26 protein-coding genes are annotated in these 24,499 nt (G+C 70.6%); 13 read left to right on the forward strand and 13 right to left on the reverse strand.

The genetic code is table 11. The annotated features are described in order from the left end of the window. Positions 1-9 precede the first annotated feature (9 nt). Genes JUB13_RS07260 through JUB13_RS07270 form a run of 3 tightly spaced genes read right to left on the reverse strand, consistent with a single transcriptional unit; the run spans position 10 to position 3,227 of the window. The gene (locus JUB13_RS07260; protein WP_207478142.1) at positions 10-1,215 is read right to left on the reverse strand and encodes an ABC transporter permease; all 1,206 of its coding nucleotides are present in this window, start codon (positions 1,213-1,215) and stop codon (positions 10-12) included. After that, the gene (locus JUB13_RS07265) at positions 1,215-1,934 is read right to left on the reverse strand and encodes an ABC transporter ATP-binding protein (protein ID WP_207478143.1); all 720 of its coding nucleotides are present in this window, start codon (positions 1,932-1,934) and stop codon (positions 1,215-1,217) included. The genes JUB13_RS07260 and JUB13_RS07265 overlap by 1 nt, the downstream gene beginning before the upstream one ends. A gap of 12 nt (positions 1,935-1,946) precedes the next feature. Next, on the reverse strand, positions 1,947-3,227 hold the full coding sequence (locus JUB13_RS07270) for an efflux RND transporter periplasmic adaptor subunit (protein ID WP_207478144.1): 1,281 nt from the start codon (positions 3,225-3,227) through the stop codon (positions 1,947-1,949). A 287-nt stretch (positions 3,228-3,514) separates the two neighbouring features. Between JUB13_RS07270 and JUB13_RS07275 the strand changes: the two genes are divergently transcribed. The 8 genes from JUB13_RS07275 to JUB13_RS07310 all read left to right on the forward strand — a co-directional run bounded on the left by JUB13_RS07275 (position 3,515) and on the right by JUB13_RS07310 (position 11,394). Then, entirely contained in the window at positions 3,515-3,829 is a 315-nt protein-coding gene (locus JUB13_RS07275) for a hypothetical protein (RefSeq protein WP_207478145.1), read from the forward strand. Positions 3,830-3,874: 45 nt separating this feature from the next. Next, positions 3,875-4,072, forward strand: a complete 198-nt coding sequence (locus JUB13_RS07280; protein WP_207478146.1) for a hypothetical protein — start codon at positions 3,875-3,877, stop codon at positions 4,070-4,072. Between the two features lie 108 nt (positions 4,073-4,180). Further along, on the forward strand, positions 4,181-5,428 hold the full coding sequence (gene glgC, locus JUB13_RS07285) for a glucose-1-phosphate adenylyltransferase (protein ID WP_207478147.1): 1,248 nt from the start codon (positions 4,181-4,183) through the stop codon (positions 5,426-5,428). A gap of 70 nt (positions 5,429-5,498) precedes the next feature. Further along, positions 5,499-7,130 (forward strand): alpha-D-glucose phosphate-specific phosphoglucomutase, encoded by a 1,632-nt coding sequence (locus JUB13_RS07290; RefSeq protein WP_207478148.1) that lies wholly within the window; start codon positions 5,499-5,501, stop codon positions 7,128-7,130. 131 nt (positions 7,131-7,261) lie between these two features. Beyond that, on the forward strand, positions 7,262-8,830 hold the full coding sequence (locus tag JUB13_RS07295) for a phospholipase D-like domain-containing protein (RefSeq protein ID WP_207478149.1): 1,569 nt from the start codon (positions 7,262-7,264) through the stop codon (positions 8,828-8,830). Between the two features lie 118 nt (positions 8,831-8,948). Further along, positions 8,949-10,148, forward strand: coding sequence for a M20 aminoacylase family protein (locus tag JUB13_RS07300; RefSeq protein WP_207478150.1), 1,200 nt, complete (start codon positions 8,949-8,951; stop codon positions 10,146-10,148). Further along, positions 10,148-10,663, forward strand: a complete 516-nt coding sequence (locus JUB13_RS07305) for a protease complex subunit PrcB family protein (protein WP_207478151.1) — start codon at positions 10,148-10,150, stop codon at positions 10,661-10,663. The genes JUB13_RS07300 and JUB13_RS07305 overlap by 1 nt, the downstream gene beginning before the upstream one ends. 200 nt (positions 10,664-10,863) lie before the next feature. Then, positions 10,864-11,394, forward strand: coding sequence for an invasion associated locus B family protein (locus JUB13_RS07310; protein ID WP_207478152.1), 531 nt, complete (start codon positions 10,864-10,866; stop codon positions 11,392-11,394). Positions 11,395-11,476: 82 nt separating this feature from the next. Here JUB13_RS07310 and JUB13_RS07315 read toward each other — a convergent pair whose 3' ends face one another. Further along, on the reverse strand, positions 11,477-11,707 hold the full coding sequence (locus tag JUB13_RS07315) for a hypothetical protein (protein ID WP_207478153.1): 231 nt from the start codon (positions 11,705-11,707) through the stop codon (positions 11,477-11,479). A gap of 303 nt (positions 11,708-12,010) precedes the next feature. Between JUB13_RS07315 and JUB13_RS07320 the strand changes: the two genes are divergently transcribed. Then, positions 12,011-13,687 carry a thiamine pyrophosphate-binding protein gene (locus JUB13_RS07320; RefSeq protein WP_207478154.1) on the forward strand — a complete coding sequence of 559 codons (1,677 nt, stop codon included), beginning with the start codon at positions 12,011-12,013 and terminating at the stop codon, positions 13,685-13,687. Between the two features lie 81 nt (positions 13,688-13,768). Further along, positions 13,769-15,076, forward strand: coding sequence for a hypothetical protein (locus JUB13_RS07325; protein WP_207478155.1), 1,308 nt, complete (start codon positions 13,769-13,771; stop codon positions 15,074-15,076). 25 nt (positions 15,077-15,101) lie between these two features. On the opposite strand, the gene hemN is transcribed toward JUB13_RS07325, so the two are convergent. The 3 genes from hemN to JUB13_RS07340 form a co-directional block, all read right to left on the reverse strand. Continuing rightward, positions 15,102-16,457, reverse strand: a complete 1,356-nt coding sequence (hemN, locus tag JUB13_RS07330) for an oxygen-independent coproporphyrinogen III oxidase (RefSeq protein WP_207478156.1) — start codon at positions 16,455-16,457, stop codon at positions 15,102-15,104. A 76-nt stretch (positions 16,458-16,533) separates the two neighbouring features. Further along, positions 16,534-16,938: a DUF4112 domain-containing protein gene (locus tag JUB13_RS07335; RefSeq protein WP_207478157.1), complete on the reverse strand. Its 405-nt coding sequence runs from the start codon at positions 16,936-16,938 to the stop codon at positions 16,534-16,536. Further along, the gene (locus JUB13_RS07340) at positions 16,910-17,068 is read right to left on the reverse strand and encodes a YqaE/Pmp3 family membrane protein (protein ID WP_207478158.1); all 159 of its coding nucleotides are present in this window, start codon (positions 17,066-17,068) and stop codon (positions 16,910-16,912) included. The genes JUB13_RS07335 and JUB13_RS07340 overlap by 29 nt, the downstream gene beginning before the upstream one ends. Before the next feature lie 211 nt (positions 17,069-17,279). Here JUB13_RS07340 and JUB13_RS07345 point away from each other — a divergent pair, with 211 nt between their 5' ends. Next, on the forward strand, positions 17,280-18,131 hold the full coding sequence (locus tag JUB13_RS07345; RefSeq protein WP_207478159.1) for an ImuA family protein: 852 nt from the start codon (positions 17,280-17,282) through the stop codon (positions 18,129-18,131). Here the strand turns inward: JUB13_RS07345 and JUB13_RS07350 are convergent. The 3 genes from JUB13_RS07350 to JUB13_RS07360 all read right to left on the reverse strand — a co-directional run bounded on the left by JUB13_RS07350 (position 18,121) and on the right by JUB13_RS07360 (position 20,432). Next, positions 18,121-19,089, reverse strand: a complete 969-nt coding sequence (locus tag JUB13_RS07350; RefSeq protein ID WP_207478160.1) for a TIGR03885 family FMN-dependent LLM class oxidoreductase — start codon at positions 19,087-19,089, stop codon at positions 18,121-18,123. The genes JUB13_RS07345 and JUB13_RS07350 overlap by 11 nt on opposite strands. 63 nt (positions 19,090-19,152) lie before the next feature. Further along, positions 19,153-19,593, reverse strand: coding sequence for a hypothetical protein (locus JUB13_RS07355; RefSeq protein WP_207478161.1), 441 nt, complete (start codon positions 19,591-19,593; stop codon positions 19,153-19,155). A 23-nt stretch (positions 19,594-19,616) separates the two neighbouring features. Next, positions 19,617-20,432 (reverse strand): TIGR02587 family membrane protein, encoded by an 816-nt coding sequence (locus JUB13_RS07360; protein ID WP_236024810.1) that lies wholly within the window; start codon positions 20,430-20,432, stop codon positions 19,617-19,619. 353 nt (positions 20,433-20,785) lie between these two features. On the opposite strand from JUB13_RS07360, the gene JUB13_RS07365 reads away from it, so the two are divergent. Both JUB13_RS07365 and JUB13_RS07370 read left to right on the forward strand, forming a co-directional pair. After that, positions 20,786-21,484, forward strand: a complete 699-nt coding sequence (locus tag JUB13_RS07365; RefSeq protein WP_207478163.1) for a LuxR C-terminal-related transcriptional regulator — start codon at positions 20,786-20,788, stop codon at positions 21,482-21,484. A gap of 140 nt (positions 21,485-21,624) precedes the next feature. Next, positions 21,625-21,882, forward strand: coding sequence for a hypothetical protein (locus JUB13_RS07370; RefSeq protein ID WP_207478164.1), 258 nt, complete (start codon positions 21,625-21,627; stop codon positions 21,880-21,882). Positions 21,883-21,930: 48 nt separating this feature from the next. Here the strand turns inward: JUB13_RS07370 and JUB13_RS07375 are convergent, their stop codons facing one another. The 3 genes from JUB13_RS07375 to JUB13_RS07385 form a co-directional block, all read right to left on the reverse strand. Beyond that, positions 21,931-23,610 (reverse strand): S8 family peptidase, encoded by a 1,680-nt coding sequence (locus JUB13_RS07375; RefSeq protein ID WP_207478165.1) that lies wholly within the window; start codon positions 23,608-23,610, stop codon positions 21,931-21,933. Between the two features lie 259 nt (positions 23,611-23,869). Further along, entirely contained in the window at positions 23,870-24,112 is a 243-nt protein-coding gene (locus JUB13_RS07380) for a hypothetical protein (protein ID WP_207478166.1), read from the reverse strand. 157 nt (positions 24,113-24,269) lie between these two features. Further along, the coding region (locus JUB13_RS07385) for a hypothetical protein (protein ID WP_207478167.1) at positions 24,270-24,499 on the reverse strand (230 nt) is incomplete at its 5' end.

The following is a 24,499-nucleotide window of genomic DNA, read 5'->3' on the forward strand; positions in this document are numbered from 1 at the left end:
TCCGGCGCCTCACTCGTGCCGCAGCGCCTCGATCGGGTCGAGCCGGGCAGCCCTGCGGGCCGGGAAGAAGCCGAAGACGATCCCGACCAGGCCCGAGAAGCCGAAGGCGACCAGGATGATCGTCGGGTCGACCGGCAAGGGGACGCCGAGCGCCGTGGTCACCGCGGCGGCGATGCCGAGTCCGAGCAGGACGCCGATCAGCCCGCCGAACAGCGACAGCACGACCGCTTCCACCAGGAACTGGAGCAGTACCTGCTCCTCCTGCGCGCCGACGGCCAGCCGGATGCCGATCTCGCGGGTCCGCTCCGTGACGGAGACCAGCATGATGTTCATGATCCCGATGCCGCCGACCAGCAGGCTGACCGCCGCCACGGCGCCCAGGAGGCCCGTCAGCATTGCCGCCGTCCCCGCCGCCGTCTGGACGATCTGCCGCATGTCGCGCACGACAAAGTCGTCTTCCCGGCCAGGGAAGATGTTGCGGCGCTCGCGCAGCAGGCGCTCGATATCCGCCTGGACCCTGGAGGTGTCCGCCCCGTCGACGGCCGAGACGTAGGCGCGGTCGATGTCCATGTTGCCGGCGATGCGCCGGTGGAAGGCCCGGAGGGGCATCAGGACCGTGTCGTCCATGTCCGTCCCGAAACTCGACTGGCCTTTCGCCTCGAGAATGCCGATCACCTCGCATGAGACGTTGTGCACGCGCAGGTTCTGCCCGATCGCCTCGGCCGGCCCGAACAGCCTGTCCCGCACGGTCTGGCCGATCACGCAGGCTGCGCGGCCCGCGCGCAGCTCGCCGTCGAGGAAGCTGCGCCCGGCCGCCAGTACCCAGTCCTGGGTGATAAAGAAGTCGTTGTCGGTCCCGGTGACGACGGTGTTCCGGCTTTCGGTGCCGTAGACCAGGGTCACCGATTTCTGGGAGACCGGCGCCACGGCGCGTACGCTGCGGAGCTGCGCCCTCATGGCCTCGATGTCGCGCTCGTTGAAGGCCTTCGCATCGGCGCTCGCCCGGCCCGGCCCGAACTGGCCCGGCGAGACGAAGAGCAAGTTGCTGCCGAGCTTCGCGAGGTCGGAGGTGATCTTCGCCGTCGTGCCGTTGCCGATGGTCACCATGGCGATCACCGCGGCGACGCCGATGATGATGCCGAGCACCGTCAGGAAGGAGCGCAGCGTGTTGCGGCGGATGGCCTGGAGCGCCAGGCGGACGGATTCCCAGACCATCAGGCGGCCCTTCCCCGATGCTCGTCGGTCGCGATCCGGCCGTCGATGAAGCGGATCACGCGCTCGGCATAGGCCGCCATGTCGGGCTCATGGGTGACCATCACGACGGTGATGCCCTGGCCGCGGTTGAGGGCCACCAGCAGGTCCATGATCTCGCGGCTCATGCTGGTGTCGAGGTTGCCGGTGGGCTCGTCGGCGAGCAGCACGGCGGGCTCGGTTACGATGGCGCGCGCGATGGCGACGCGCTGCTGCTGGCCGCCCGACAGCTCGGCCGGGGTGTGGCGCTCGCGCCCTTTGAGCCCGACGCGGGCCAGCGCCTGCATGGCGAGCTCCCGCCGCTCGGCCTGCGGCGCGCCGCGGTAGATCAGCGGCAGCTCGACATTCTCCACGGCGCTCGTGCGCGGCAGGAGGTTGAAGCCCTGGAACACGAAGCCGATGAAGCGCCGGCGCAGCAGCGCCCTGCGCGCGGGGTCCAGGCGGCCGATCTCGACGCCCTTGAAGCGGTAGGCTCCGGAGCTTGGCGTGTCCAGGCAGCCCAGGATGTTCATGGCGGTCGACTTGCCGGATCCCGAGGGACCCATGATCGCGATGAACTCTCCCTCGTCGATCCGCATGTCGACGGCGTCAAGCGCGCGGACGGCGGCAGCGCCGGCCCCGAAGACCCTGCTCAGCGACTGGAACTCGATCAGCGGCGTCGCCGCGGTGCCCTGGTCCGGCATGCCGGCCTCCCGTCAGCCCCTGGTGGGGCTCGTCACGTCGGTGATCACCGCATCGCCAGGTGCGAGGCTGCCCTCCCGGATCTCGGTCCGCCGTCCGTCGGTCGCGCCCGCGACGACGGGCACCGCCACGGCCTCCTCGCCACGTAGGACCCAGACCGTGCGTGTCGGGCCGGCCGTGTCCGGCCGGCTCGCCGGCCGGAATCGAGGCGGACCCGGCAGCAGGCGGGACAGCAGGCTGCCTCCCGTCCGCCCGTCCGCCTGCGCTGGCGGGGTGAAACGCAGCGCGGCGTTGGGCACCAGCAGCGCCTCGGCGATCTCCTGCACGACGATCTCGGCCGTGGCCGTCATGCCGGGGCGCAGCAGAAGCTCGGCATTGTCGACGGTCAGCACCGCCTTGTAAGTCACGACGCCCTGCACGGTCTCGGACGCGAAGCGAAGCTCCCGGATGCGCGCAGGGAAGCGCCGGTCGGGGTAGGCGTCGACCGAGAAGGTCGCGTGCTGCCCCTCGTGGACCTTGCCGACATCGGCCTCGTCCACGTCCACCTGGACCTCCATCTGCCGCAGATCCTCGGCGATGGTGAAGAGCACAGGCGTCTGGAACGAGGAGGCGACGGTCTGGCCGGGATCGACGTTGCGCTTCAGCACGAGGCCGTTGATGGGCGACACGATCCGCGTTTTGGCGAGGTTCGAATCGTTCAGCGTCACGTCGGCCAGGGCGGTGCCCACATCGGCCCTGGCGCTGGCGAGGGCGGCTGCGGCGCGGTCGAAGGCGGCCTTCGCGGCGTCCAGGTCCTGCCGGCTGCCCGAGCTTGTCGAGGCCAGGGCGCGCTTGCGCTGGTAGTCCCGCTCCTTCTCCTCCAGCGTCACGGTGGCCTCGACGACATGCGCCCTGGCGGCGTCGAGCCTGGCGCGGGCGCTGTCGGCGGCGGCGCGGAACCTGTCCGTGTCCAGCTCGGCAAGGACCTGGCCAGCCTCGACGCGGCTGTTGTAATCCACGAAGACGCGGCGCACGGTTCCCGACAGCTCGCTCGAGATTTCCACCTGGCTCGTGGGCTGGACGCTGCCGGTCGCCGTCACCACGACGTTCAGCGCGCCGCGCGCCGCCGGCTCGGTCACGTAGCCCGTCGCCGCGGAGGTGGTCCTGGACAGCGCGAACAGCCAGCCTGCGAGCGCCAGCGCCAGCACGACCCCGGCGAGCTGCGCCAGCCGCCGGCGCAGGCCGCGCCGCCGCGACCCCGGCTCCAGCCCCAGCAGGGAATCTGCGTCGGTATCGCGCCGAAGGACCTCGGACATCGCCATCTCCACCATCGCCCGGCGGGGCGGTGCCCGATCCCTCGGGCGGTACCCGCGCGGCTTCGCATCCATTTATATGGCCGGCGCGAGCGCAGCATTCGCCCTGTCGCCGCTTCGCTGCTGCAGGCGTGCCATGCGCCGCGCATCAGGTCGCGCCGGAACCGCCCGCATCCATCGGCGCCAGCGGTACCTCCCTTTTGTCACAGGAGGCTGTGGCGGGCGTCACAGGGGTTGGTGCCGGTGATCCGCACACTCGCGATACGAGAACGACACAACGGGTCGAAAAAATGACGAAGACGCTTGGAATCCTGGTCCTGGTCGGCGGGCTCGCGGTCTCGGGCTGCACCATGAACCATGCCGAGCGGCGGGCGACGACCGGCGGTCTGCTCGGCGCGGGCGCCGGCGCCGCGGGCGGCTACATGCTGGGCTACGATCCCGTGATGGCCGGCGTGCTCGGCGGAGCCGGCGGCGCGCTGCTGGGCGCCGTGACGACCCCCGAGAAGCGCGAGGTCAACAACTACTATTACGGCCGGCGCGGGCATCACGGCCACCACCACGGCGGCCACCACGGCGGCAAGCACAGATGGCGCGGCCGCGACTGAGCGCGAGGCAGCGCGACGGATCGCGTCCGCGCCGGTTGTAGGGGCATGGGAACGCTGAAGCTCGGCACACGTGTCCGCGTCGGGGGCAGGATGGGGATGATCGTCGCCCGCACCCTCGATGCGGACTCCTATTACGACGTCCGGTTCGAGGACGGCTCGGTGACGAAGTACCTGCGCGGCCACGATCTCGACCCGATCCTCGCGGATGCCGCCGGCGGCGAGGGCGAGGACGCCGAGAGGTAGGGCGCGGATTCGAATCCGTTGCGGTCGGGACTGTCTCTGGCATGCTCCTGCCGACGGCGGAACAAACGCGGCCGGCGAAATGGCCGGTCCGAAGGGGAGGGGACGGCCATGCAGGTGAAGGTCCTGGCGCTCGTACTGGCTGGCGGCAAGGGCACGCGGCTTGCGCCGCTGACCGAGGAGCGCGCGAAGCCCGCGGTGCCCTTCGGCGGCAAGTACCGCATCATCGACTTCGTTCTCAGCAATCTCGTGAACTCGGGGATCTACTCGATCTACGTACTGACCCAGTTCAAGAGCCAGTCGCTGATCCAGCACCTGCGGGACGGCTGGCAGTTCGGCGGCCTTCTGAAGAACCAGTTCATCGTGCCCGTGCCGGCGCAGATGCGGACCCCCGAGGAGCACTGGTACCGCGGCACCGCCGACGCCGTCTTCCAGAACGCCAACCTGATCGAGCAGTCGGCCCCGGACCTGGTGCTGCTCTTCGGCGCGGACCACGTCTACCGCATGAACGTGCGCCAGATGATCGAGTACCACCTCGAGAAGAAGGCGCAGGTCACCATCTCCGCCTTGCCCGTGGAGCGCCGCTTCGCCCGCGACTTCGGGGTGCTGGAGATCGATGGCAGCAGCCGCATCCAGGCCTTCCACGAGAAGCGCGCGGACGCGCCGACCATGCCAGGGCGCCCGGACGAGGTGCTGGCCTCCATGGGCAACTACATCTTCTCGACCGACTGCCTGATGAAGATGGTGTACGAGGACGCGGCCAAGCCGGACAGCAGCCACGACTTCGGAAAGGACATCCTGCCCCAGCTCGCCGGCACCTCGGCACTCTACGCCTACGACTACCAGACCAACCGCATTCCCGGCGAGGAGGACCAGCCGGCCTATTGGCGCGACGTCGGCACGCTGGACGCCTATTACGAGGCGAACATGGACCTGCGCGCGATCGTGCCGCCGATCAACCTCTACAACCGGGACTGGCCGCTGCACACGGCCGGCTATTCGGACCCGCCCGCCAAGTTCATCTTCGAGGAGGATGGCCGGCGAGGCCAGGCGCTGAACTCGGTCGTCTCCGGCGGGTGCATCATCGGCGGCACCGTGCGCAACTCGGTTCTCGGACGCTACGTGCGCGTCCACGACCACGCCCTGGTCGAGGACTGCGTGCTGTTCGACAATGTCGAGATCGGGGCGGGCGCCCGGGTGCGCCGCGCCATCATCGAGAAGAACGTGAAGATCCCTGCGGGAGCGACGATCGGCCACGAGCCCGAGCAGGACCGCGCGCGCCACCACGTGACCGAGACGGGAATCGTGGTGATCGGCGGGCCGCGCTCGCCGGTCAGCCTGACGGTGATCAACGTCTGAGCCGTTGCCGCCCTCTTTTGGCGGCGGCATGGTGGGCGAAGATTCGAAGCCCTGGCTCCCGGACAGCGGAATGACCCCAAGGACCATCGAGACCGCCCCCATCGAAGGGCAGAAGCCCGGAACCTCCGGCCTGCGCAAGAAGGTCGCCGTGTTCCGGCGGCCCGGCTATGTCGAAAACTTCGTGCAGTCCGTCTTCGATGCGCTGGAGGGCTTCTCCGGGGCGACGCTGGCGGTCGGCGGGGACGGGCGGTTCCACAACCGCGAGGCCGTCCAGATCATCCTGAAGATGGCGGCGGCCAACGGCTTTGGGCGCATCGTCGTCGGGCGCGGGGGCATCCTGTCGACGCCGGCGGCGTCCTGCGTGATCCGCAAGCGCCGCGCCTTCGGCGGCATCGTCCTGTCGGCCAGCCACAATCCCGGCGGCCCCGAGGGCGACTTCGGCATCAAGTACAACGTCGGCAATGGCGGCCCGGCCCCAGAGAAGGTGACCGAGGCGATCCATGCCCGCACACGCGCCATCGGCCGCTATCGGATCCTGGACGTGCCCGACATCGACCTGGACCGGCTCGGCGAGGTGAATGTCGGCGATGCGGTGGTCGAGGTCGTGGATCCCGTCGCCGACTATGCCGGGCTGATGGAGCAGCTGTTCGACTTCGACCGGATTCGGGCGATGTTCGCGCGCGGTTTCCGCATGCGCTTCGATGCCATGAACGCGGTGACCGGCCCCTATGCCCGGGAGATCCTGGAACGCCGGCTGGGAGCGGCGCCCGGGACGGTGGTGAACGGCGAGCCACTCGAGGACTTCGGCGGCCTGCATCCGGACCCGAACCCGGTCTATGCGGCCGATCTGGTGGCCGCGCTGGCCGCGCCGGACGCGCCGGACCTCGGCGCGGCCTCGGACGGGGACGGCGACCGCAACATGGTTCTCGGCCGCGGCTTCTACGTGACACCCAGCGACAGCCTCGCGGTCCTGGCGGCCAACATGCATCTGGCCCCGGGCTACCGGGACGGCATCCGCGGCATCGCCCGCTCCATGCCGACCAGCCGCGCGGCCGACCGGGTGGCGCAGCGCCTGGGCGTTCCCTGCCACGAGACGCCCACGGGCTGGAAGTTCTTCGGCAACCTGCTAGATGCCGGGCTCGCCACGATCTGCGGCGAGGAGAGCTTCGGCACGGGCTCGAACCACGTGCGCGAGAAGGACGGGCTGTGGGCGGTCCTGCTCTGGCTCGACATCCTCGCCGCGCGCGGCGAGAGCGTGGAGGCCATCGTGCGCGCGCACTGGTCGGCCTATGGGCGCGACTACTACTCGCGCCACGACTACGAGGAGGTCGAGACGGCAGCGGCCGAAGGGCTGATGGCCGCGCTGCGCGAGGCGTTGCCGACGCTGCCCGGACGCCGCTTCGGGACGCTGGAGGTCGTAAGGGCCGACGATTTCGCCTACACCGATCCCGTGGACGGTTCGGTCAGCACGGGGCAGGGCATCCGCGTGTTCTTCGCCGGCGGCGAGCGGGCGGTGTTCCGCATGTCCGGCACGGGAACGGCCGGGGCGACGCTGCGCGTGTACCTCGAGCGCTATGAATCCGACCCCGCGCGCCTGGACCTGCCGACCCAGGAGTCGCTGGCCGAGGTGATCGCGGCCGCAGATGCCATTGCCGGCATCAGGGCGCGGACCGGACGCGACGCACCGACCGTCATCACCTGAGCCCGCAGGCGAGGGGGCGGCGCGTCGCCTCCCCCTTTGCCGAGGCCGCCGCGCCCGGGCGGCGGCAACCCTGCGACGGAAGATGGGTTTCCTGAAAGGGGCGCGAACGCGCCGTTCGGACAGGAGAGCCAATGGACAGCAGAGCGGGGTATGCGCCCGCGGCCGCTGCGCCGGAGCGCTGCGCGCTGACGGCGGATGAAGGCGCAATCGCGGTACCAGGGCGCACGATCTGGCGCAGCGACACGGCTCACCGCGCCGCCGTGCTGGTCGATGGCGAGACCTATTTCGCCGCCGCCTTCGAGGCCATGCGACGCGCGCGCCACAGCATCGCCCTGCTGGGCTGGGACCTTGACCTGAGGATCCGCGAGCACCCGGCTTCAATGCTGACGCTGCGCGCCTTCCTGGAAGGTTTGCTGGTCGAACGGCCGGGGCTGCAGATCCGCCTGCTGGTCTGGGACATGGCGGACGCGCTGGCGCTGATCCGGCCGACCGTGCCGCCGACCATCCAGGACTGGCTCACCGACGAGCGCCTGACGATCAAGGCCGATGGGGCCTATCCCACGGGATCCGTCCACCATCAGAAGGTGCTCGTGGTCGACGACGCCGTGGCCTTCCTGGGCGGGATCGACCTGTCCGGGAATCGTTGGGACACGCGCGAGCACGTCGCCCACGACCCCCGCCGGCTCGATCCCGACGGGAACCGCTACGAGCCGCGCCACGACATGATGCTGATGGTCGACGGCCCGGCGGCGCTGGCGCTTGGCGAGCTCTGCCGGGACCGCTGGGAATGCGCGACCGGGGAGCGGCCCGCCGCGCCGCCCCGGGAGCCCGACCATGATCCCTGGCCGCCCGCCGTCGCGCCCATGCTGCGCGACGTGCCGGTCGGGCTGGCGCGGACGCGGCCGCGCTGGAACGGCTGGCCCGGCGCGCGCGAGGTGGAGCGCCTCTATCTCGAGAGCATCGCCGCGGCGCGGCGCTTCATCTACATCGAGAACCAGTACTTCGCCTCGCGCCCGATCGCCGAGGCGATCGGGCGTCGGCTGCGCGAGCCGGACGGGCCCGAGGTCGTCGTGGTCACCTCCCACTGGGGGCCGAGCTGGATCGAGCACGCCACCATGAACGTGCTGCGCGACAAGCTCGTCCATTCCCTGCGCGCGGCCGACCGCTACGACCGGTTCCGGATCTACGGCGCGTTCAGCGGCGACGAGGGCATCACGGTCCATGGGAAGCTGATGATCGTGGACGGCCGGCTGCTCCGGATCGGCTCGTCGAACCTCAACGAGCGTTCCATGGGCGTCGACACCGAATGCGACGCCGTGATCGAGGCGGTGCCCGGGGATCCCCGGGCCGGCGAGATCGCGGGGGCCATCCGGACGCTCCGGGACGACCTGATCGCCGAGCATCTGGGCGTGCCGCGCGGGCGCGTGTCTCAGGCGACCGGGCAGATGGGCTCCCTGGTGCGCGCCATCGACGTGCTGCGGGCGGAATGCCGCTCCCAGCGCTGCCTGCGGCCGCTCAAGCCGCGCAAGCTCGGAGCCTTCGTGGACGTGGTCGACAACTTCGTCGTGAACCCCTCGCGCCCGATCTGGCGGACGCGGACCGGCCGGACGGTGCGTGCCGCGGCGCTGGGTGGGGCGGGGCTGTGGCTGCTGTGGAAGGCCTGGCGCTCGCTGCACCCGATCGAGGCCGACGACGGCTGAGGCGGACGGGTGTCGCAGGGACGATTTCGGCCTTCCTGGCCGCCTGTCCCGATCCCGAGCCCTCTGCTATGGTGCCGGCCGCAAGATTGCGGGTATGCACCGCGACAGGGATCAGGACATGCCGATCATCAACCGCATCGCCGAGTTCCACGCCGACATGACCGCCTGGCGGCGCGATTTCCATGCCCATCCGGAGCTGGGCTTCGAGGAGTTCCGGACCGCCGAGAAGGTGGCGGCGCTGCTGACGGAATGGGGTATCGAGGTCCATCGCGGCCTCGGCGTCACGGGGGTCGTCGGCACGCTGCACGGCGCGCATCCTGCCAGGGATACCGGCGCGGGCCGGCCGAAGGTGATCGCGCTGCGCGCCGACATGGACGCCCTGCCTATGCAGGAGGAGAACGACTTCGCCCATGCCTCGACCGTGCCCGGGAAGATGCATGCCTGCGGCCACGACGGCCACACGACCATGCTGCTGGGCGCGGCCCGATACCTCGCGGAGACGCGCAACTTCGCCGGCACGGTGCGGTTCATCTTCCAGCCCGCCGAGGAGGGACGGGGCGGCGCGCTCCGGATGATCGAGGACGGGCTGCTGGAGAAGCTGCCCTTCGACGAGGTCTACGGCCTGCACAACTGGCCCGAGATGCCCGCGGGGATCATGGCCATGCGGCCGGGCCCCATGATGGCGGCGGCCGACCTGTTCGACATCACCGTGTCGGGCCGAGGCGGCCACGGCGCCATGCCGCACCACTCGGTGGACCCCGTGGTGGTCGCATCGCAGATCGTGACGGCGCTTCAGACGCTGGTCAGCCGCGGCACCGACCCCATGGACAATGCCGTCGTCAGCGTCACCCGGATCCACGCCGGAAGCGCCTACAACGTGATCCCAGGCGAGGCGCGGCTGTCCGGCACTGTGCGGAGCTTCCGGCCGGAGACGCGCGACCGTCTCGAGGCGGGCATCCGCCGCATCTCGGAGGGTGTCGCGGCGGCCCTGGAGGCGGCCGCGACGGTGGATTACCGCCGGAACTATCCGCCGACGCTGAACACGCCAGCCGAGACCGATTTCGCCGCCGGGGTCGCCACGCGGATGCTCGGCGAGGCCGCGGTGATGCGCGACTTCGAGCCGAGCATGGGTGCTGAGGACTTCGCCTTCATGCTGGAGCGCACTCCCGGGTGCTATGCCTGGATCGGCCAGGCCGGCGGCGGGGGCGGCTGCATGGTCCACAACCCGCGATACGACTTCAACGACGAGATCCTGCCCCTGGGTGCCAGCTACTGGGCGAACCTGGTCGAGGCCGCGCTCCCCCGGGAGGTCGCCTGATGGCCAAGCCGATGCCCCGTCTGCTGAGGGCCGCCGCGCTGGCCGCCGCGGTCGCGGCGCTGGGCGGCTGCGGATCCACGGCGGCTCTCCTCGCCGGGGAGCCGCCGGTCTGGGGCTCGGGCCAGCGGCCCGGCGCCCTGCCGGGGATCGGTGGGCGCCTGGACTGGAGCGGCGTGCAGAGCGAGGTGCAGGGGCGTGTGACGGTGACCGCCCGGACCGAGGAGGAATGGCAGGGGCTCTGGCGCCAGGTCGCCGCCCCTGCGCCGGGACCGCTGCCGCCGGGCTGGATGGCCGTCGCTGTCTTCGCGGGCGTGCAGAGCGGCGGGGGCTTCGCGGTCGAGATCGTCGACGCCGCGGTGCTACGGCGAATCGACTTCCCTGACACGCTGCAAGTGACCTATCGGATCAAGGCGCCGGCCGCCGGAGCGCTGACGTCCCAGGAGCTGACCTCTCCCTGGGCCGTACGCCTGGTCAGGGACACGCCCGCCCGGCCGGATTTCGAGCGCATCACCTGACGGGGCCCGGCACTGGAACGGATCACGCCCCGTTCCAAGCTCAATGATCTGGAAGCACTCCAAGGTTCGGAGCGAACCTCGGAGTGCTTCGGGCGTCGGCCTGCCGCAGCATCCCCTTGACCGCGGGCCGTCCGGCATGCGCTTTCTTCGCGGATCCCGGCATGGCCCGGGGCCGCCCGCTGAGATCAGGAGCCGAAGCCTTGACCGCCTCCCATGCCACGTCCGTTGCGGCCGCCGCGCTCGCGGCCGTGCTCGTCTTCGCGATGCCCGCCGCGGCCCAGCAGGCGAAGGGAAAGCAGTCCGCCGCCCAGGGCGGGCAGAGGATCGGCGACTGGAAGCTGGTCTGCGCGCCGTCCACGCCCTGCTTCATCACTCAGGAGGTCGTCGACGCCGAGACCAAGGCCGGCCTTGCGGGAATCGCCGTCGCGAAGCCGCCAGGGCGGCCCAATGGGGTCATGCAGGTGAACCTCGCGCCCCAGATCGACCCCAAGCAGCCGATCGGGCTCTCCGTCGACGGCGGGGCCCCGGCGCCGCTTCAGGTGAACGGCTGCGACGCGGCGAAGTGCAGCGCCCGCGCGGTGCTTCCCGACGACGTGCTGGAGCGGTTGCGCAAGGGCAACGAGATCATCCTGACCTTCGGGCTTCCGAACCAGACGCAGCTCGCCGCGGTGAAGTTCTCGCTGAAGGGCTTCACCGCCGCCTACAAGGCACTCGAGGCGAAGCGCGGCTGAGTGACGCAGCAGGGCTGAACGGATCGGCCGGATCAGGCCGACGGGCGCGGCCAAAAGACCAGGGCCGCGCCGCCCGCCGGGGTCAGCGGTCGTCCCACTCGGTCTCGTCGGCCCGCAGCAGCTCGACCAACCGGGCGACCCGCCCGCTGACCGAGCGCTTCAGCGCCGTTGCCAGATAGTCGTCGGAGTTCAGCCAGGTCCTGGCTTCCATGAGCTCGGCCGTGTCGGCGCCCGTGCCGATGATGGCGGCGATGCGCATGTCGTCCAAACGGCCGCAGATCTCGATGACCTGGTCGCGCGTCAGTCCGGGCATCCCCTGCATCCTCCCTGGGTAGAGAACGGCCGCCTCGGTCGGTCCGTCCGAAGCGTCAATCGCGATCTCGACAAACCCGGAGGGCGGATCCGGCCTGGCCGGAAACCGCCCCGTCCGCACCGCCCCCCGGGGTTTTCCGCAATACCGTCGGCCCCCTCAAAAGGCAATACCCGCGTCGGGGAGGGGACCGACCCATTGGCGGTGCGCCCGTCCTTGACGGCTGCGGCGGTGGCGACTTTACTCGCCCCGCCTGTCCGGCGGCGCATGAGACGCCGGGCCTGACCTGATCCGGAGACGCAAGCCTTGCCCGCCACCCGACCCGCCCGCAGCGGCGGCCAGATCCTCGTCGACGCCCTGCGCGTGCATGGTGCCGACCTCGCCTTCTGCGTGGCCGGGGAAAGCTATCTCGAGGTGCTCGACGCCTTCGTGGACACGCCCGGCATCCGCCTGGTGACCTGCCGTCACGAGGGAGGCGCCGCCAACATGGCCGAGGCCGCGGGCAAGCTGACGGGGCGCCCCGGAATCTGCTTCGTGACCCGCGGGCCCGGGGCCTGCAACGCCTCCATCGCGGTGCACACGGCGATGCAGGATTCCACCCCCATGATCCTGTTCGTGGGCCAGGTCGCCCGCGATCAGGCGGAGCGCGAGGCGTTCCAGGAGATCGACTACCGCCGCATGTTCGGTTCGGTGGCGAAGTGGGCTGCGCAGATCGACGACGCGCGCCGGATCCCGGAATTCGTCGCGCGCGCCTTCGCGACCGCGACCAGCGGCCGTCCTGGCCCGGTGGTCCTGGCGCTGCCCGAGGACATGCTGCGCGACCGCGTCGAGGTTCCCGACACCGCGCCCTACGCCGCCGTGCAGGGCCACCCGGGCCCCGCCGAGCTCGACCGGCTGGCTGCGCTGCTGGCCGGCGCCGAGCGGCCGCTCGTCCTCGTCGGCGGAAGCGGCTGGACCGATGCCGCCTGCGCCGACCTGCGGCGCTGGGCCGAGGCGAACAGGCTGCCGGTCTGCTGCTCCTTCCGGCGGCAGGACGTGATGGCGAACGACAGCCCGAGCTATGCCGGCGATCTCGGCACCGGGCCCAATCCGAAGCTGCTCCAGCGTGTGCGCGAAGCTGACCTGCTGGTCGTGATCGGCGCCCGGCTCGGCGAGATGACGACCCAGGGCTACGAGCTGGTCGAACCGCCCGAGCTGACGCAGACGCTGGTGCATATCCACGCCTCGGCCGAGGAGCTCGGGCGGGTCTACCGCCCCGACCTGCCGATCCAGGCGGGCCCCGCGGCGGCCCTGGCCGCGCTGGCCGCCCTGCCGGCGGCCGCGGCGCCGCGCTGGGACGGCTGGTCGCGCGCCTGCCGGGACGACTACCTGGCCTGGCTGGAGCCGCAGCCCTATGCCGGCGACCTGGATCTCGGCCGGGTCTTCACCTGGCTCCGCGACAGGCTGCCGGCCGATGCCGTCGTTACGGTGGATGCCGGCAATTTCTCGGGCTGGAGCCACCGGTTCCTTTCCTACCGACGCCCCGGCAGGCAGCTCGGCCCGACGAGCGGCGCCATGGGCTACGCCGTGCCCGCCGCCGTCGCGGCCAAGCTGGTCCATCCCGACAGGATCGTCCTCGCCAATGTCGGAGATGGCGGGTTCCTGATGACTGGCCAGGAGATCGCGACGGCCGTGCAGTCGGGGGCGGCCCCGGTGATCCTGGTCTTCAACAACGGCATGTACGGCACGATCCGCATGCATCAGGAGCGGCGCTATCCCGGCCGGGTCAGCGCGACGGCACTGAGCAACCCCGACTTCGTCCGGCTCGCCGAGAGTTACGGCGCCTTCGGCGTGGCTGTGTCGAGGACAGAGGAGTTCGCGCCGGCCTTCGAGGCTGCGGTGGCGTCGGGCAGACCCGCGCTGATCGAGCTGCGCATGGACCCGGACGTGATCACCACGCGGACGACCCTTTCAGCCATCCGCGAGGCGGCGTCGAAACGCTGATTACCACTTTCGGGTCTCGTCTTGGTTGCATCCGGGGGCGGAAGGGTTTATCCCGTTCTCTAGAGAGAGGCCCGGGGGCCCATGAACCGCTGGTACACGTTGAGCCTCGTCGCCCTGACGGCGGTCTGGATGGTCCTGCCGCCGGCGTCCCGCGCCGATGCGCCGGACGACCGGCCGGTGCCGGCTTTCGCGCCGACCTTCGCGCCATCCAGCCCGCAGCGGCTCGTACAGCCGGGATCGGTGGCGCGGCCCCAGGTCCCGCCCTACCGGATCGCGCCCTTCGCGATGCGGCCGCAGACCTCGGTGCCTTACCGAGTCGCGCCGCCGGCGTCAGCCGCGAACCCCGCATCCGTCGCGAAGCCCGCCGCTCCGCCGCAGCGGCGCGAGGCGCGGGTGCGGCAAGGCGCACCCGCTGCCGCGTCCCATGCGGCGCCCGCACAGCGGATGGCCGCGGCGCCGTCCGCTCCTGCGACGCCGGTGCCCGTGCCTGCACCCAAGCCCTTCGTGGCGCCGCTGGGCTTCCCCGTCCCGCTGGTGTCGGAGGCGCAGCCGGCGCCCGAGCCGCCGGTACAGCAGGCGCAGCCGGCAGCCCCGCAGCAACCGACACAGCCGGCGTCCTCGCAGCCGCAAGTCAAGGCGCCGCCCGCAGCCACGCCGGCGAATTCCCAGCCGGCGCGCCCCGCCCAGAGCGCTGCGCTCAACCCGCCGGCCCCGGCGCAGCGTCCGGCGCCTCCGCCCGAGACAGGAGCGGAGAGCGAGGCAGGGGCCGCCCTCGCGCAGCCGGCCCCGGCTCCCGCGGCTGCCCGGCCGACGCAGCCGCCCGCCGATGCTGCGCGCGTACCGCCCGCACCGATGGCCCTGCCGCCGGCAGGCGTTCCGGCACCGGCCACCAAGCCGCCGGCGGCTGTGGCGCGCACGGCTCCCGCGCCGCAGCCCCGAGCCGAGCCGACGACGGCCCGGAGCCGGCCCGGCGCGCCGACCCGCCCCAGCCTCGGGAGGATCGCCCGGCTGCCGCTCGGCCCGCCGCTGGCGAAGCTGACCCCCCGCAGGGCTTCCGGAGCGCCCGCGGCGGCTCCGCGCATGAGCGTGCCGCCGCTGCCGGAGAACGGCGCCGCGTCCCCGTCCGAGAAGGAGGTCTGGCTGGTCGGGCCGGCCGAAAGCCTTTCTCCGGAGCGCCATGCCGAGGAGACCGCCTGCCTTGCCGGCGAGAACGTCCTGCTCGGGCAGTCGCTGTTCGGGGGCAGCCTGATCGTGCCGGAGGGCAACCGCTCGGCCGCGCTGAAGATGGGGCTGTGCCAGGTGATCCTGGTGACGCGGCGCTCCGACGCGGAGGCCGCGCAACGGAACCTCTCCACGATGGGCGTGGTCGCCAGGGTCCAGCAGAAGTGAGGCCGGCGGCCGTTTGCCGCCGCCTTCAGACCGCCAGCGAGTGCCGGGCCGCTCCGCGGTCGAGATAGGCGTCGAATACCGCTGCGGCCAGACGCACCAGCGGGCGCATGGCATCCTCGACGAACACGCGCGAGCCCTCGATCCCGGCAATGCCGTCCTCGACCAGCGGGGCAAGTCGCGCCACGTCCTCGGCGAACACATCGGCGCTCGTGCCGTGGGCCGCCGCGACCTCGGCCAGGTCGACCGTCAGGTTGCACATCAGCCGCTCGATCACCTCGCGCCGCAGGCGGTCGTCGGGGCTGAGGCGCAGGCCCTTCGTGACGGCCGGGCGACCGGCGGCGACGGCCCGGCCATAGCGCTCGTGGGCGGGATCGTTCTGGACGTAGCCCTGGGGCAGCGAGCCGATGGCCGAGGCGCCGAAGCCCAGCAGCGTGCCGGCCTCGTCGGTGGTGTAGCCCTGGAAGTTGCGATGCAGGCGTCCCGCCCGCTGGGCGAGCGCCAGCGGATCCTGGGGCAGGGCGAAGTGGTCGAGGCCGATCTGCTCGTAGCCGCCTTCCGACAGGGTGCGGGCGATCATGTCGAACTGCAGCCAGCGGCCCCGGGAATCCGCGAGCGCCTTCTCGTCGATCAGGCGCTGGTGGGTCTTCATCCAGGGAACGTGGGCATAGCCGAAGATCGAGAGCCGGTCGGGTGCCAGCCCGAGCACCTGGCGCGCGCTCTCGGCGCAGGTCTCGGGGGTCTGATGCGGCAGGCCGTACATCAGGTCCAGGTTGATGCCTTCGATGCCGACGCCGCGCAGGGCCTCGACGGCGCCCTGCGTGGCGGCGAAGGGCTGGATCCGGTTGATCGCCTCCTGCACCCGCGGGTTCAGGTCCTGCACGCCGAGCGAGACGCGGTTCACGCCGCCCCGGGCCAGGGCGGCCGGCATCTCGGGATCGAGCGTCCTGGGATCGATCTCCACCGCCACCTCGGCCTGGGGCAGCAGGTCGAGGCGGCTGCGGAGCCGGTCCATCAGGGAGGTGAAGTCGCGCGGAGCCATCATGGTCGGCGTGCCGCCGCCGAAATGGATGTGCGCGACCTTCATCCGGGCCGGCAGGACCGCGGCCACCATGGCGATCTCGCGGTCGAGCGCGCCGAGGTAGTCGGCGATGGGCTGGTAGCGGGCAACGACGCGGGTGTTGCATCCGCAGTACCAGCACATGGCATGGCAGAACGGGACGTGGAGGTAGAGCGAGACGGGCTCGTCCGGGTCCAGTTCCCGCACCCAGCCGAGATAGGTGTCCGGACCGATCCCCGGGCTGAAATGCGGGGCGGTCGGATAGCTGGTGTAGCGCGGGACGCGGTGGCCGTCGTAGCGGGCGATCAGGTCGATGTTGTCCATGCCCGCAGTCTGGCGTACGGCGGCAGGCGCGCCTTGACGTGGGTCAAGATGCGACCAGGCGCGCGCGGACGGAAGGTCAGGCGCCGCGGGGGCCCGTCGTGTAGCGTTGCTCCAGGTGCCGGGTCAGCAGGTTCATGTTCCGGCGATTGGCCTTGAAGGCGATGTCGAAGATCGAGCCCAGGACGGGGACCGATCCGACCAGCCAGTCGACGCCCACATTGGCGACCATGCGGGCCACCAGCCGGGACGGAACGCCGAACCGGGTTGCCTGGTAGACGATGTAGGCCGAGACGGCCATGCCCAGCGTGTCGCCGATGCCGGGCACGAGCCCGGCGATCCCATCCAGGCCGATCCGCCAGGATGTCCCCGGGATGCGCCAGCGACTGTCCAGCAGGTTGGAGAGGCGCTGAAGCCGCAGCAACTCGTCGTAGCCGGTTCCCGGGGTCAGCGGATCAACGGCGGACGATGATCCAGATCGCATGGATGATCCCCGGCAGCCAGCCCAGGAGGGTCAGCAGGATGTTCAGCCAGAAATGAAGGCCGAACCCGACCTGCAGGAAAACCCCCAGCGGCGGGAGGAGGAAAGCGAACAGGATGCGGATGATGTCCATTGGCTCTCGCGTCCGACGTGCACCGCTGTTAAACGCCTCGCCGGTCCGGCCGTTCCTTCGCGGCGGCCGAGCTTTCCGGCCGCCCGGACAGCTCTGGCCCGGACCACCCCGTCTGGGCGCGCTTGACGGAAGGCATGCGCGGTTTATAGAACAAATAGAGAACGATTCCGCGCCGGGCCTGTTGACCCGCAGGCAAGGCCGGGGAGATCCGATGACCGATCCCATGCCCATACCTGCGGCCGGCAAGGCGGTCCTGCTCGAAGACCTGCGCCGCCGGATCCGGCGGCTGGAGGGAACCGCGGGCGAGGGCGGCCGGGTCCTCCCGCTCGGCCCGGCGCTTGGGGCCGCGCTGCCGGAAGGCGGACTGCCGCTCGGCTGCCTGCACGAGGTCTCGGCGGGCACCGGTCCTGGCGAGGATCCCTGGGGCGGGGCTGCGACCGGCTTTGCCGCGGCGCTGGCCGGCCGCATCGCGGCGCTGCACGGGCCGGTCCTCTGGGTGCGGCGGGCCGAGGCGCGCCGGGGCGCGGCCGAGCCCTATGCCCCGGGGCTGGCAGCCTGGGGGCTCGGGCCCGAGCGGCTTATCGTCGTTCGCGCCCGCGCCGAGGCTGAGATCCTCTGGGCCCTCGAGGAGGCGCTGCGCTGCCGGGGGCTGGGCGCGGTCCTGGCCGAGGTGGACGGCATCGATGCGACCGCCGGCCGGCGCCTGCAACTCGCCGCCGAGGCCGGCGGGGTGACCGCGCTGCTGCTGCGCCTGGGGCGGCGGCGGGCCCCCGCCAGCGCGGCCGTGACCCGCTGGGCGGTGTCGGCCGCGCCCGGCCGTGTCGTCCGCACGCCGGACGGCGCGGACGAGCCCGGCGTCGGCGCTCCCCGCTGGCGGGTCGAGCTGCTGCGCTGCCGGGGCGGGAGGCCCGGCGTCTGGCTGGCCGAATGGCGCGGCGAGGACTTCGCGGCCGAGATCCTGGAGGGGGCGATCCTGGAGGGGGCGATCCTGGAAGGGGCGGGGAAGGACGGCATCGGCAGGCCCGACGGCCGGCAGCCGGCCCGGGCCGGGCTCAGCTCCTGACCTGCGGAAGCACCCGGGCGCCGAAGACGTCGATAAAGGCCTCCTGATCGGCCCCGACATTGTGGAGGTCGATGGATTCGAAACCGATCTCGGCGTATTCCGCGATCCAGGCGGCATGCCGGCCAGGATCGGCCGAGACGTGGACGGCCTTCGCCATGTCCTCCGGCCGGATGAAGCGGGCCGCGGTCTCGAAGTCCTCGGGCGTCCGCAGGGTCCAGTTCACATCCCCGCCGAGCACGTTGAAGCGCCACTGCTCGTGCGCCTGGCGCAGCGCCTCGGCGTCCGAGGCGGCCCAGCACAGGTCCATCTTGAAGTAGACCGGCTTGCCTTCGCCCCCGCCGCGCCGGAAGGCGTCGACGATCCTGCGCACGGCCTCGGGGCCATGACCCACCGTCAGCAGCCCGTCGGCCCAGCCGCCGAGCCATTCGGCCGTGGCCTCGCTGACCGCGGCGCCGACCAGCCGCGTCTCGGTCTCCGGGCGGGAGTAGATCCTGGCCTCGATCACCGGGATCCGGCCGCGGCGCGTCACCGTCTCGCCGCGCAGCAGGGCCTGCATCGCCTCGGCGCCCTCGCGCAGGCGCGCGTTGCGCTCGGCCTTTTCCGGCCACTCCCCGCCGGTGATATGCTCGTTGACGAGCTCGCCGCTGCCGACCGCGATCCAGGGCAGGCGCCCCGGAAACATCTCGCCCAGGGTCGCGACCGCCTGGGCCAGGACGGCGGGATGATAGCGCCACCCGCCCGGCACGGTGATCAGGCCGAAGGGCAGGCGGGTCGCCTGCATGGCCGCGCCCAGCCAGGACCAGACGAAACCCGACTGGCCCTGGGACGGCCCCCAGGGATGAAAGTGATCCGAGGAGAAGACTCCCCCGAAACCGGCCTTATCGGCCCGCCGGACCAGGTCCAGCAGGTGGCTGGGCGCGAACTGCTCGTGCGAGGCGTGATAGGTGATCAGCGGCATGGCCGGGCCTTCCCCTGCGGCGGACCATCCTGCAACAGGGAGGCAGCCCGCCCGTCGCAGGGATCAGGGCTCGACGTAGCCCTCGGCGCGCAGGTCCAGCACCAGGCTTTCGGGATCGCCGCGGAAGAACAGCCCGCCCTCGCGCTCGGAATGTCCGGGCAGGTAGTCCAGCAGGATGCTGGCGTCCTCGACCGTCTCGTCCCCGCGGCGCAGCCGGCCGGTCACGCGCACCTCGGCCGCCGTGGCCCCGCCCAGGTTCGTCGCCTTCACGCGGACCAGCCATCCCTCGCCCTGGCGTGCGACGTCGCGGATCTCGACCCGCACATCCGGCGGGCTGCCGGCCACGAAGATCCCCTCGTAGAGGATCATGCCCAGCGTGCCCAGGAACAGGATCGCCCCCATCCCGGAGGCGATCCATTCCGTCACGGGCGTCCGCCTCTCGCCGCGCGCCCGGCGTCCGTCCCCGCGCCCCTCCGCATCAACGGTCCCACCGATCCCGACCATGGAATTCCCTTCCTCCCCTTCAGTCAGATCACCAGACGTGCGGTGGCCGCCCCCAGCGCAGCCGGAAAGCCCAGGACCACCATGGCCTGCACGGTCTCCATCAGCGCCATCCCGTCGGTCCGGCCGAAAGTCCAGAGGACGTAGAGGCTGACCAGCAGCGCGATGCCGTATCCCGGCACAGCGAAGCGCAGCACCGTGTGCCACAGCGGCGCGCGCACCGGCTCCGCCTGGCCGCTGAAGCCGATGGCATAGACGAAGGCGTGCAGCACCAGCAGCGAGAGCAGGGCCAGCCCCAGCGCCTGCCACGGCGACATGCGGAAGGAGATCAGCAGCATCTCCTCGGTGGGAGCCACGTTGAAGGCGAGGAACAGGGCGCCCATGGCCATTACGAAGAGGATGCCGGGATACCCCGCGCGGCGCAGGTTGCTTTCCTGGTCGCATTCCTCGCCGAGCTGCTTTCGCGCGAGCATGCCGCCAATGGCGGCGGGCACGCTCTGGACCGCGATCTTGCCGACGATCTCGGTCCAGGGCTGGTTGGGGCCGATCACCCCGAACAGCATGAGCAGCGCCGCAGAGGCGACGAAGCCGATGCCATAGGCCGTCAGGGCGTCCATCACGTCGTCGCGCCAGCGGAAGGTGTCCTCGAAGCCGGAGAGGAAGGACAGCCCCGTCAGCAGCGGCAGCGACACGATCAGGAACAGCGCCAGCCGGAACGGGTCCATGTGGAAGCCCAGCCACCACATCTCCATCGTCATCAGCAGCGGGAAGGCGAAGATGGTCCCGCCCGCCAGCGCCCGCGCGGTGGCGACGAGGTATTTCAGTTCCGCGTTCCGGCCCATGGCTTCCCCTCTCCTCATGTTTCTAAACGCATCCCGCGGTGCGGGGCTGCGGGGTGCGCCGGAAGGGCAGGGCCCTTCCCCTGGACTGGCTGCCTCGGACGGGCTGCAGGAGAACCGGCGGGTACGGCCGACATGATGGCGGGGTGGCGAGCCTAGGAAAGTCCGGCCGCAACGGCCGTCAGCGACGCCTCGCCGCGAATGGCCGTTGGTGTAATTGACGGAGTGTCCTTGCTTCGCCAAAAGACCATTGGGGAACTCTGACTGAATATTTATGGGAGGTGCGACGGAAAGGTCCGCTTCTGATTGAAAAGTAGGAGGAAATTCGCCCCATTTCAGTTCCTGGAGAAGGTCGAATGACTTGCACGGGAACGATGTTGCTGGAGGCTGGCATTCTGCCGGCCAAGCTCCTGGTCGTCGGCCGCGTCCGGCTGTACCGCGATGCGATATCAGCGGCGCTCGGCCGATCTCCCTGGTTTCGGGTGGTCGGCAACTGCGGCCTCGAAGCTGCGGAGAAGATCTGTCTCGGGACGATTCCCGATGTCGTCCTGCTGGACGCCATCCACCCTGCCGTCCTTCCGCTCGTGCGGCGTCTGTCACAGGTGCCCGGCGTCTCCATCATCGTGCTTGCCGCCGGCGAGGACGAGGATGACGTCATGCAATGCATCGAGGCCGGCGTCGACGGCTTCCTGCCGGCTACGGCCGATGCGGACCATCTGCCGGACATGGTGGTTGCCGTCCTGCGTGGAGAACTCTGCTGCACACCGCGCATCGCGGCCTGCCTTTACCAGCGCCTTGCCAAGGCGGTCAGCTACCAGCCGGCCGTCCAGCGCACGCATGCGATTCCGCTGACGATACGCGAGCGGGAGATCGCGGCTCATCTGTCGGCAGGCCTCTCCAACAAGGAGATTGCGCAATCCCTGGACATCGGCGTCTCGACGGTCAAGAACCACGTCCATACCATTCTCGAAAAGCTCCAGATCGGCAGCCGCGCCGATGTCGCCAGCCGGCTCGTCGGCCTACGGCGCAGGGCATCTCCCGTTAATAACTGCTGAGATAGGCTGCGTGAGACGCAACGAACGGGCTCAGGTTGGGTTGATCTTAACGAGTCCGTGAATTGCAAGCAGTCTTGCGGAGTGTTTCGATGCCAGACGGGGTGGGTCCTTCGGGGCTTGGCTTCACCATTTCGGATTGGATGCTCCTCGAATCCGAGATCGACCAGAACCTCCGCGCCCGTACATGGGGACGGGCAGAGTTCGTCAGCGAAGACCACGGCGATTACATCGTGGTATGGGAGCCGGATGCCGCGGACGGCGATCCGCCCGTCTTCTCGATCGCGCGCTTCAAGCGGACGGGCACCTACGCGGCGGTCAAGAGCGCCTGCGTTCTTGCCACGGCACCGACGGTCGAGGATGTCATCCGGGCGCTGCCGACGCCGGTCTTTCAGCGCTGAGGCACGGAAGGAGGCGGGCCGCCACGCCTGTCGGCCCGCCTGGCCGCTTTAGAGAAGGCCCGCGGCGCGGAGTTGCTGGACCAGGGCCTGGTTGACCATGAACGGCGCGACCGTCTGCTGTGTCGCTCCCCATGCAACCTGCTGGCCGAAGCCGGCGCCGAAGCCTGCGGGGGCCAGGGAGCCCAGGCTCGTCCCGATCGGGCGTCCGCCGAACGCGACTGCAGCAGGCGCCACGGCAGCCGGCTGCGCCTGCTGCGGCACGTGGCTGAGGTCGGGCAAGCCAGCACCCACATAGGTCGGGGCACCGGGGAACGGGTTCACGCAGGACTGGGCGATCACCTGGAACAGCGCCTCGACGCGCTGGGCGTTGCGGGCCTTCAGCCCTCCCTGGAAGGCCGGATGGTGCGCAAGGATCAGCGCCGCAAGGCCTGTGACGTGCGGAGCTGCCATGGAGGTTCCATCCAGCGCCGCATAGCCTCCGGGCACCGTCGACACAACGGCCACACCGGGCGCGCTGACCGCGATCTCGGGTCCGTTGCAGCTGAACTTCGCAATGAATGTCCCATCCGGCGCGAGGCCGCCCTGCAGGACGGTGGTCGCATGGAAGCTGTCCTCTGGGAACTCGCCCATCCGGCCGAGCGCCCCCACGGCCAGCACGCCCGGCAACCTGGCCGGGAACTGGACCTGCTGACCGGAATTGCCGGCTGCTACGATGCATGCGACCCCATGCTGTCGCGCCTCCTCGATCTTGCGCGCCACCAGCTCCGATACCGCGTCGCTGCCCAGGCTCAGATTGACCACGTCGATGCGACGCTGGATGCACTCGTCAAGCGCATCGATCAGATCGCTGAACCGGCCACCCGGGAACACCTTGAAGGCATGCACCTCGGCGTCCGGCGCGAAGCCCAGGATGCCTGGCATGTTCTTGCTCGATGCCGCGATGATTCCGGCGCAATGCGTCCCGTGCGCATAGGTGTCCGTGGTCCAGCCCCGCTCCCGGTCGCCGCCTGTGAAGTCCAGGCCGCTGGCAATATGGTCGAGCTGCGGGTGAGTGATGTCGCATCCAGAATCAATAATTCCGATCTTCACGCCCCGACCGCGCGCGGACTCGGCCATCTGTTCCAGGTGCATCAGCTTCTGGCCCCAGTTGACCAGTCGCTGCTTGGGGAATTCGGGCCAGGCCTGCGAAAGTTCCCGAAGCTGGATGGTGTTCACGCCCTCGTTCAGCTCCGGCGCGCTCAGATAGCGGTCCCAGTGGTTGCAGGCCGGCTTGACGTAGATCGCCGTGACGGCCTCGAGCGAGGTTCCGAACAGCGTGATGGAAACCTGGCCGTTCGGCCCGGTCTTGCCCTGGGCGGGAAAGCCGCGGCCATACACGTAGACCATTGCGTCGCCCAACGGCTTTCCGCCTTCGCCGACGACGCGGAACTGGATGTCGGTACCCACGCCCGGCATGGCCAGGAACTGGGGCTGCAGGAGTTCCGGCATCTCGGGGAAGTCGCTGTGATGCAGCAGCCGGTCCTCCTCGACGACGATCGTCGGGCCGGCGGTGCTCAGCAACTCGAGCCCGCGCTCCGCAGGCATGCGCGCGACGATGACCTCCGGCATGGAGGATCCGCCGCCGGCACCGAAGGTGCCGAGCACACCGACCCCCTTGGGCGCGACGCGCCGCACGATCTCGACGTCGTCGAGCATGTTGAGGGAGTTGGCGACGAAATCCGTCGACATCGGAGCGAAGCCGGGCGCGGCCCTGGTCGCGATGAGGAACTGCTTGCGCCGCGGTCCCACGCTCGCGGGGATGCTGCGCCCTGGTCCATTTTCGCCGGTCGCCGGAGTGACGGGACCGTCGGACCGGGAGGACGCGGCAGTGCTCGTGGCAGTGCTCGTCCGCTTCGTCGATCCGCCCGGCCCGGTGTTTTCCGGTGTGTCCGCCATGTTTGTTCCTCCCTAGGAGGCCCCAGGCGAGCGGTCAGGCCGCCCGGGGCTGTCAGAAGTGCGTCAAAGGCGCGTTCAATTCGATGACGAGCTGGGCGCCATAGCGCTGTCGGAGCGCATCGGCGACGGGAGCCGGCATGATGACGACGGCGGGAGCGGAGCCCCCGGCGGGACTTCTGGCGATCCGCAGGTCCGGCGAGGACTCGGCCTCGGCCATGAGGCTTGCCATCGCGGCTGCGGCTTCCGGCGAGTTGGTTCGCACGGCCACCAGATATTCCTCGCCTTTGTCGGTCATCGGAGACTCCCATCACGGCTGATTGCGCGCCCGATAGGGCCGGAGGGTGCCACCCTCCATGGCCCACCGCCGAACGGAAGGGAAAAGGGGGCCGCCGACACGGCGGTCCCCATTCCGCCCCCTGGCTCCTGCCCCTCCGGGGCAAGGCGCCTCAGCCTCAATGATAGACCGGGGCCTGGCTCTGGCCGTACCAGGGATACATCGTCTCCTGCGGACGGCCGTGCTCATTTCCCTGCCAGCCCTGGGTAGTCTGCGGTCCTGCGCTGAAGGGTAGGAAGCCTGCGACCTGGCCTGCGATGTTGCCGATCTGCTGACCCATCTGGCGATTGCCGAGGGCACCGCCGAGGGCGCCGCCGACAGGCGCCGCGATGGTCTTCAGGATCGATC

The organism is Arenibaculum pallidiluteum (genome assembly GCF_017355985.1).
GTDB classification, from domain to species: Bacteria; Pseudomonadota; Alphaproteobacteria; order Azospirillales; family Azospirillaceae; genus Arenibaculum; species Arenibaculum pallidiluteum.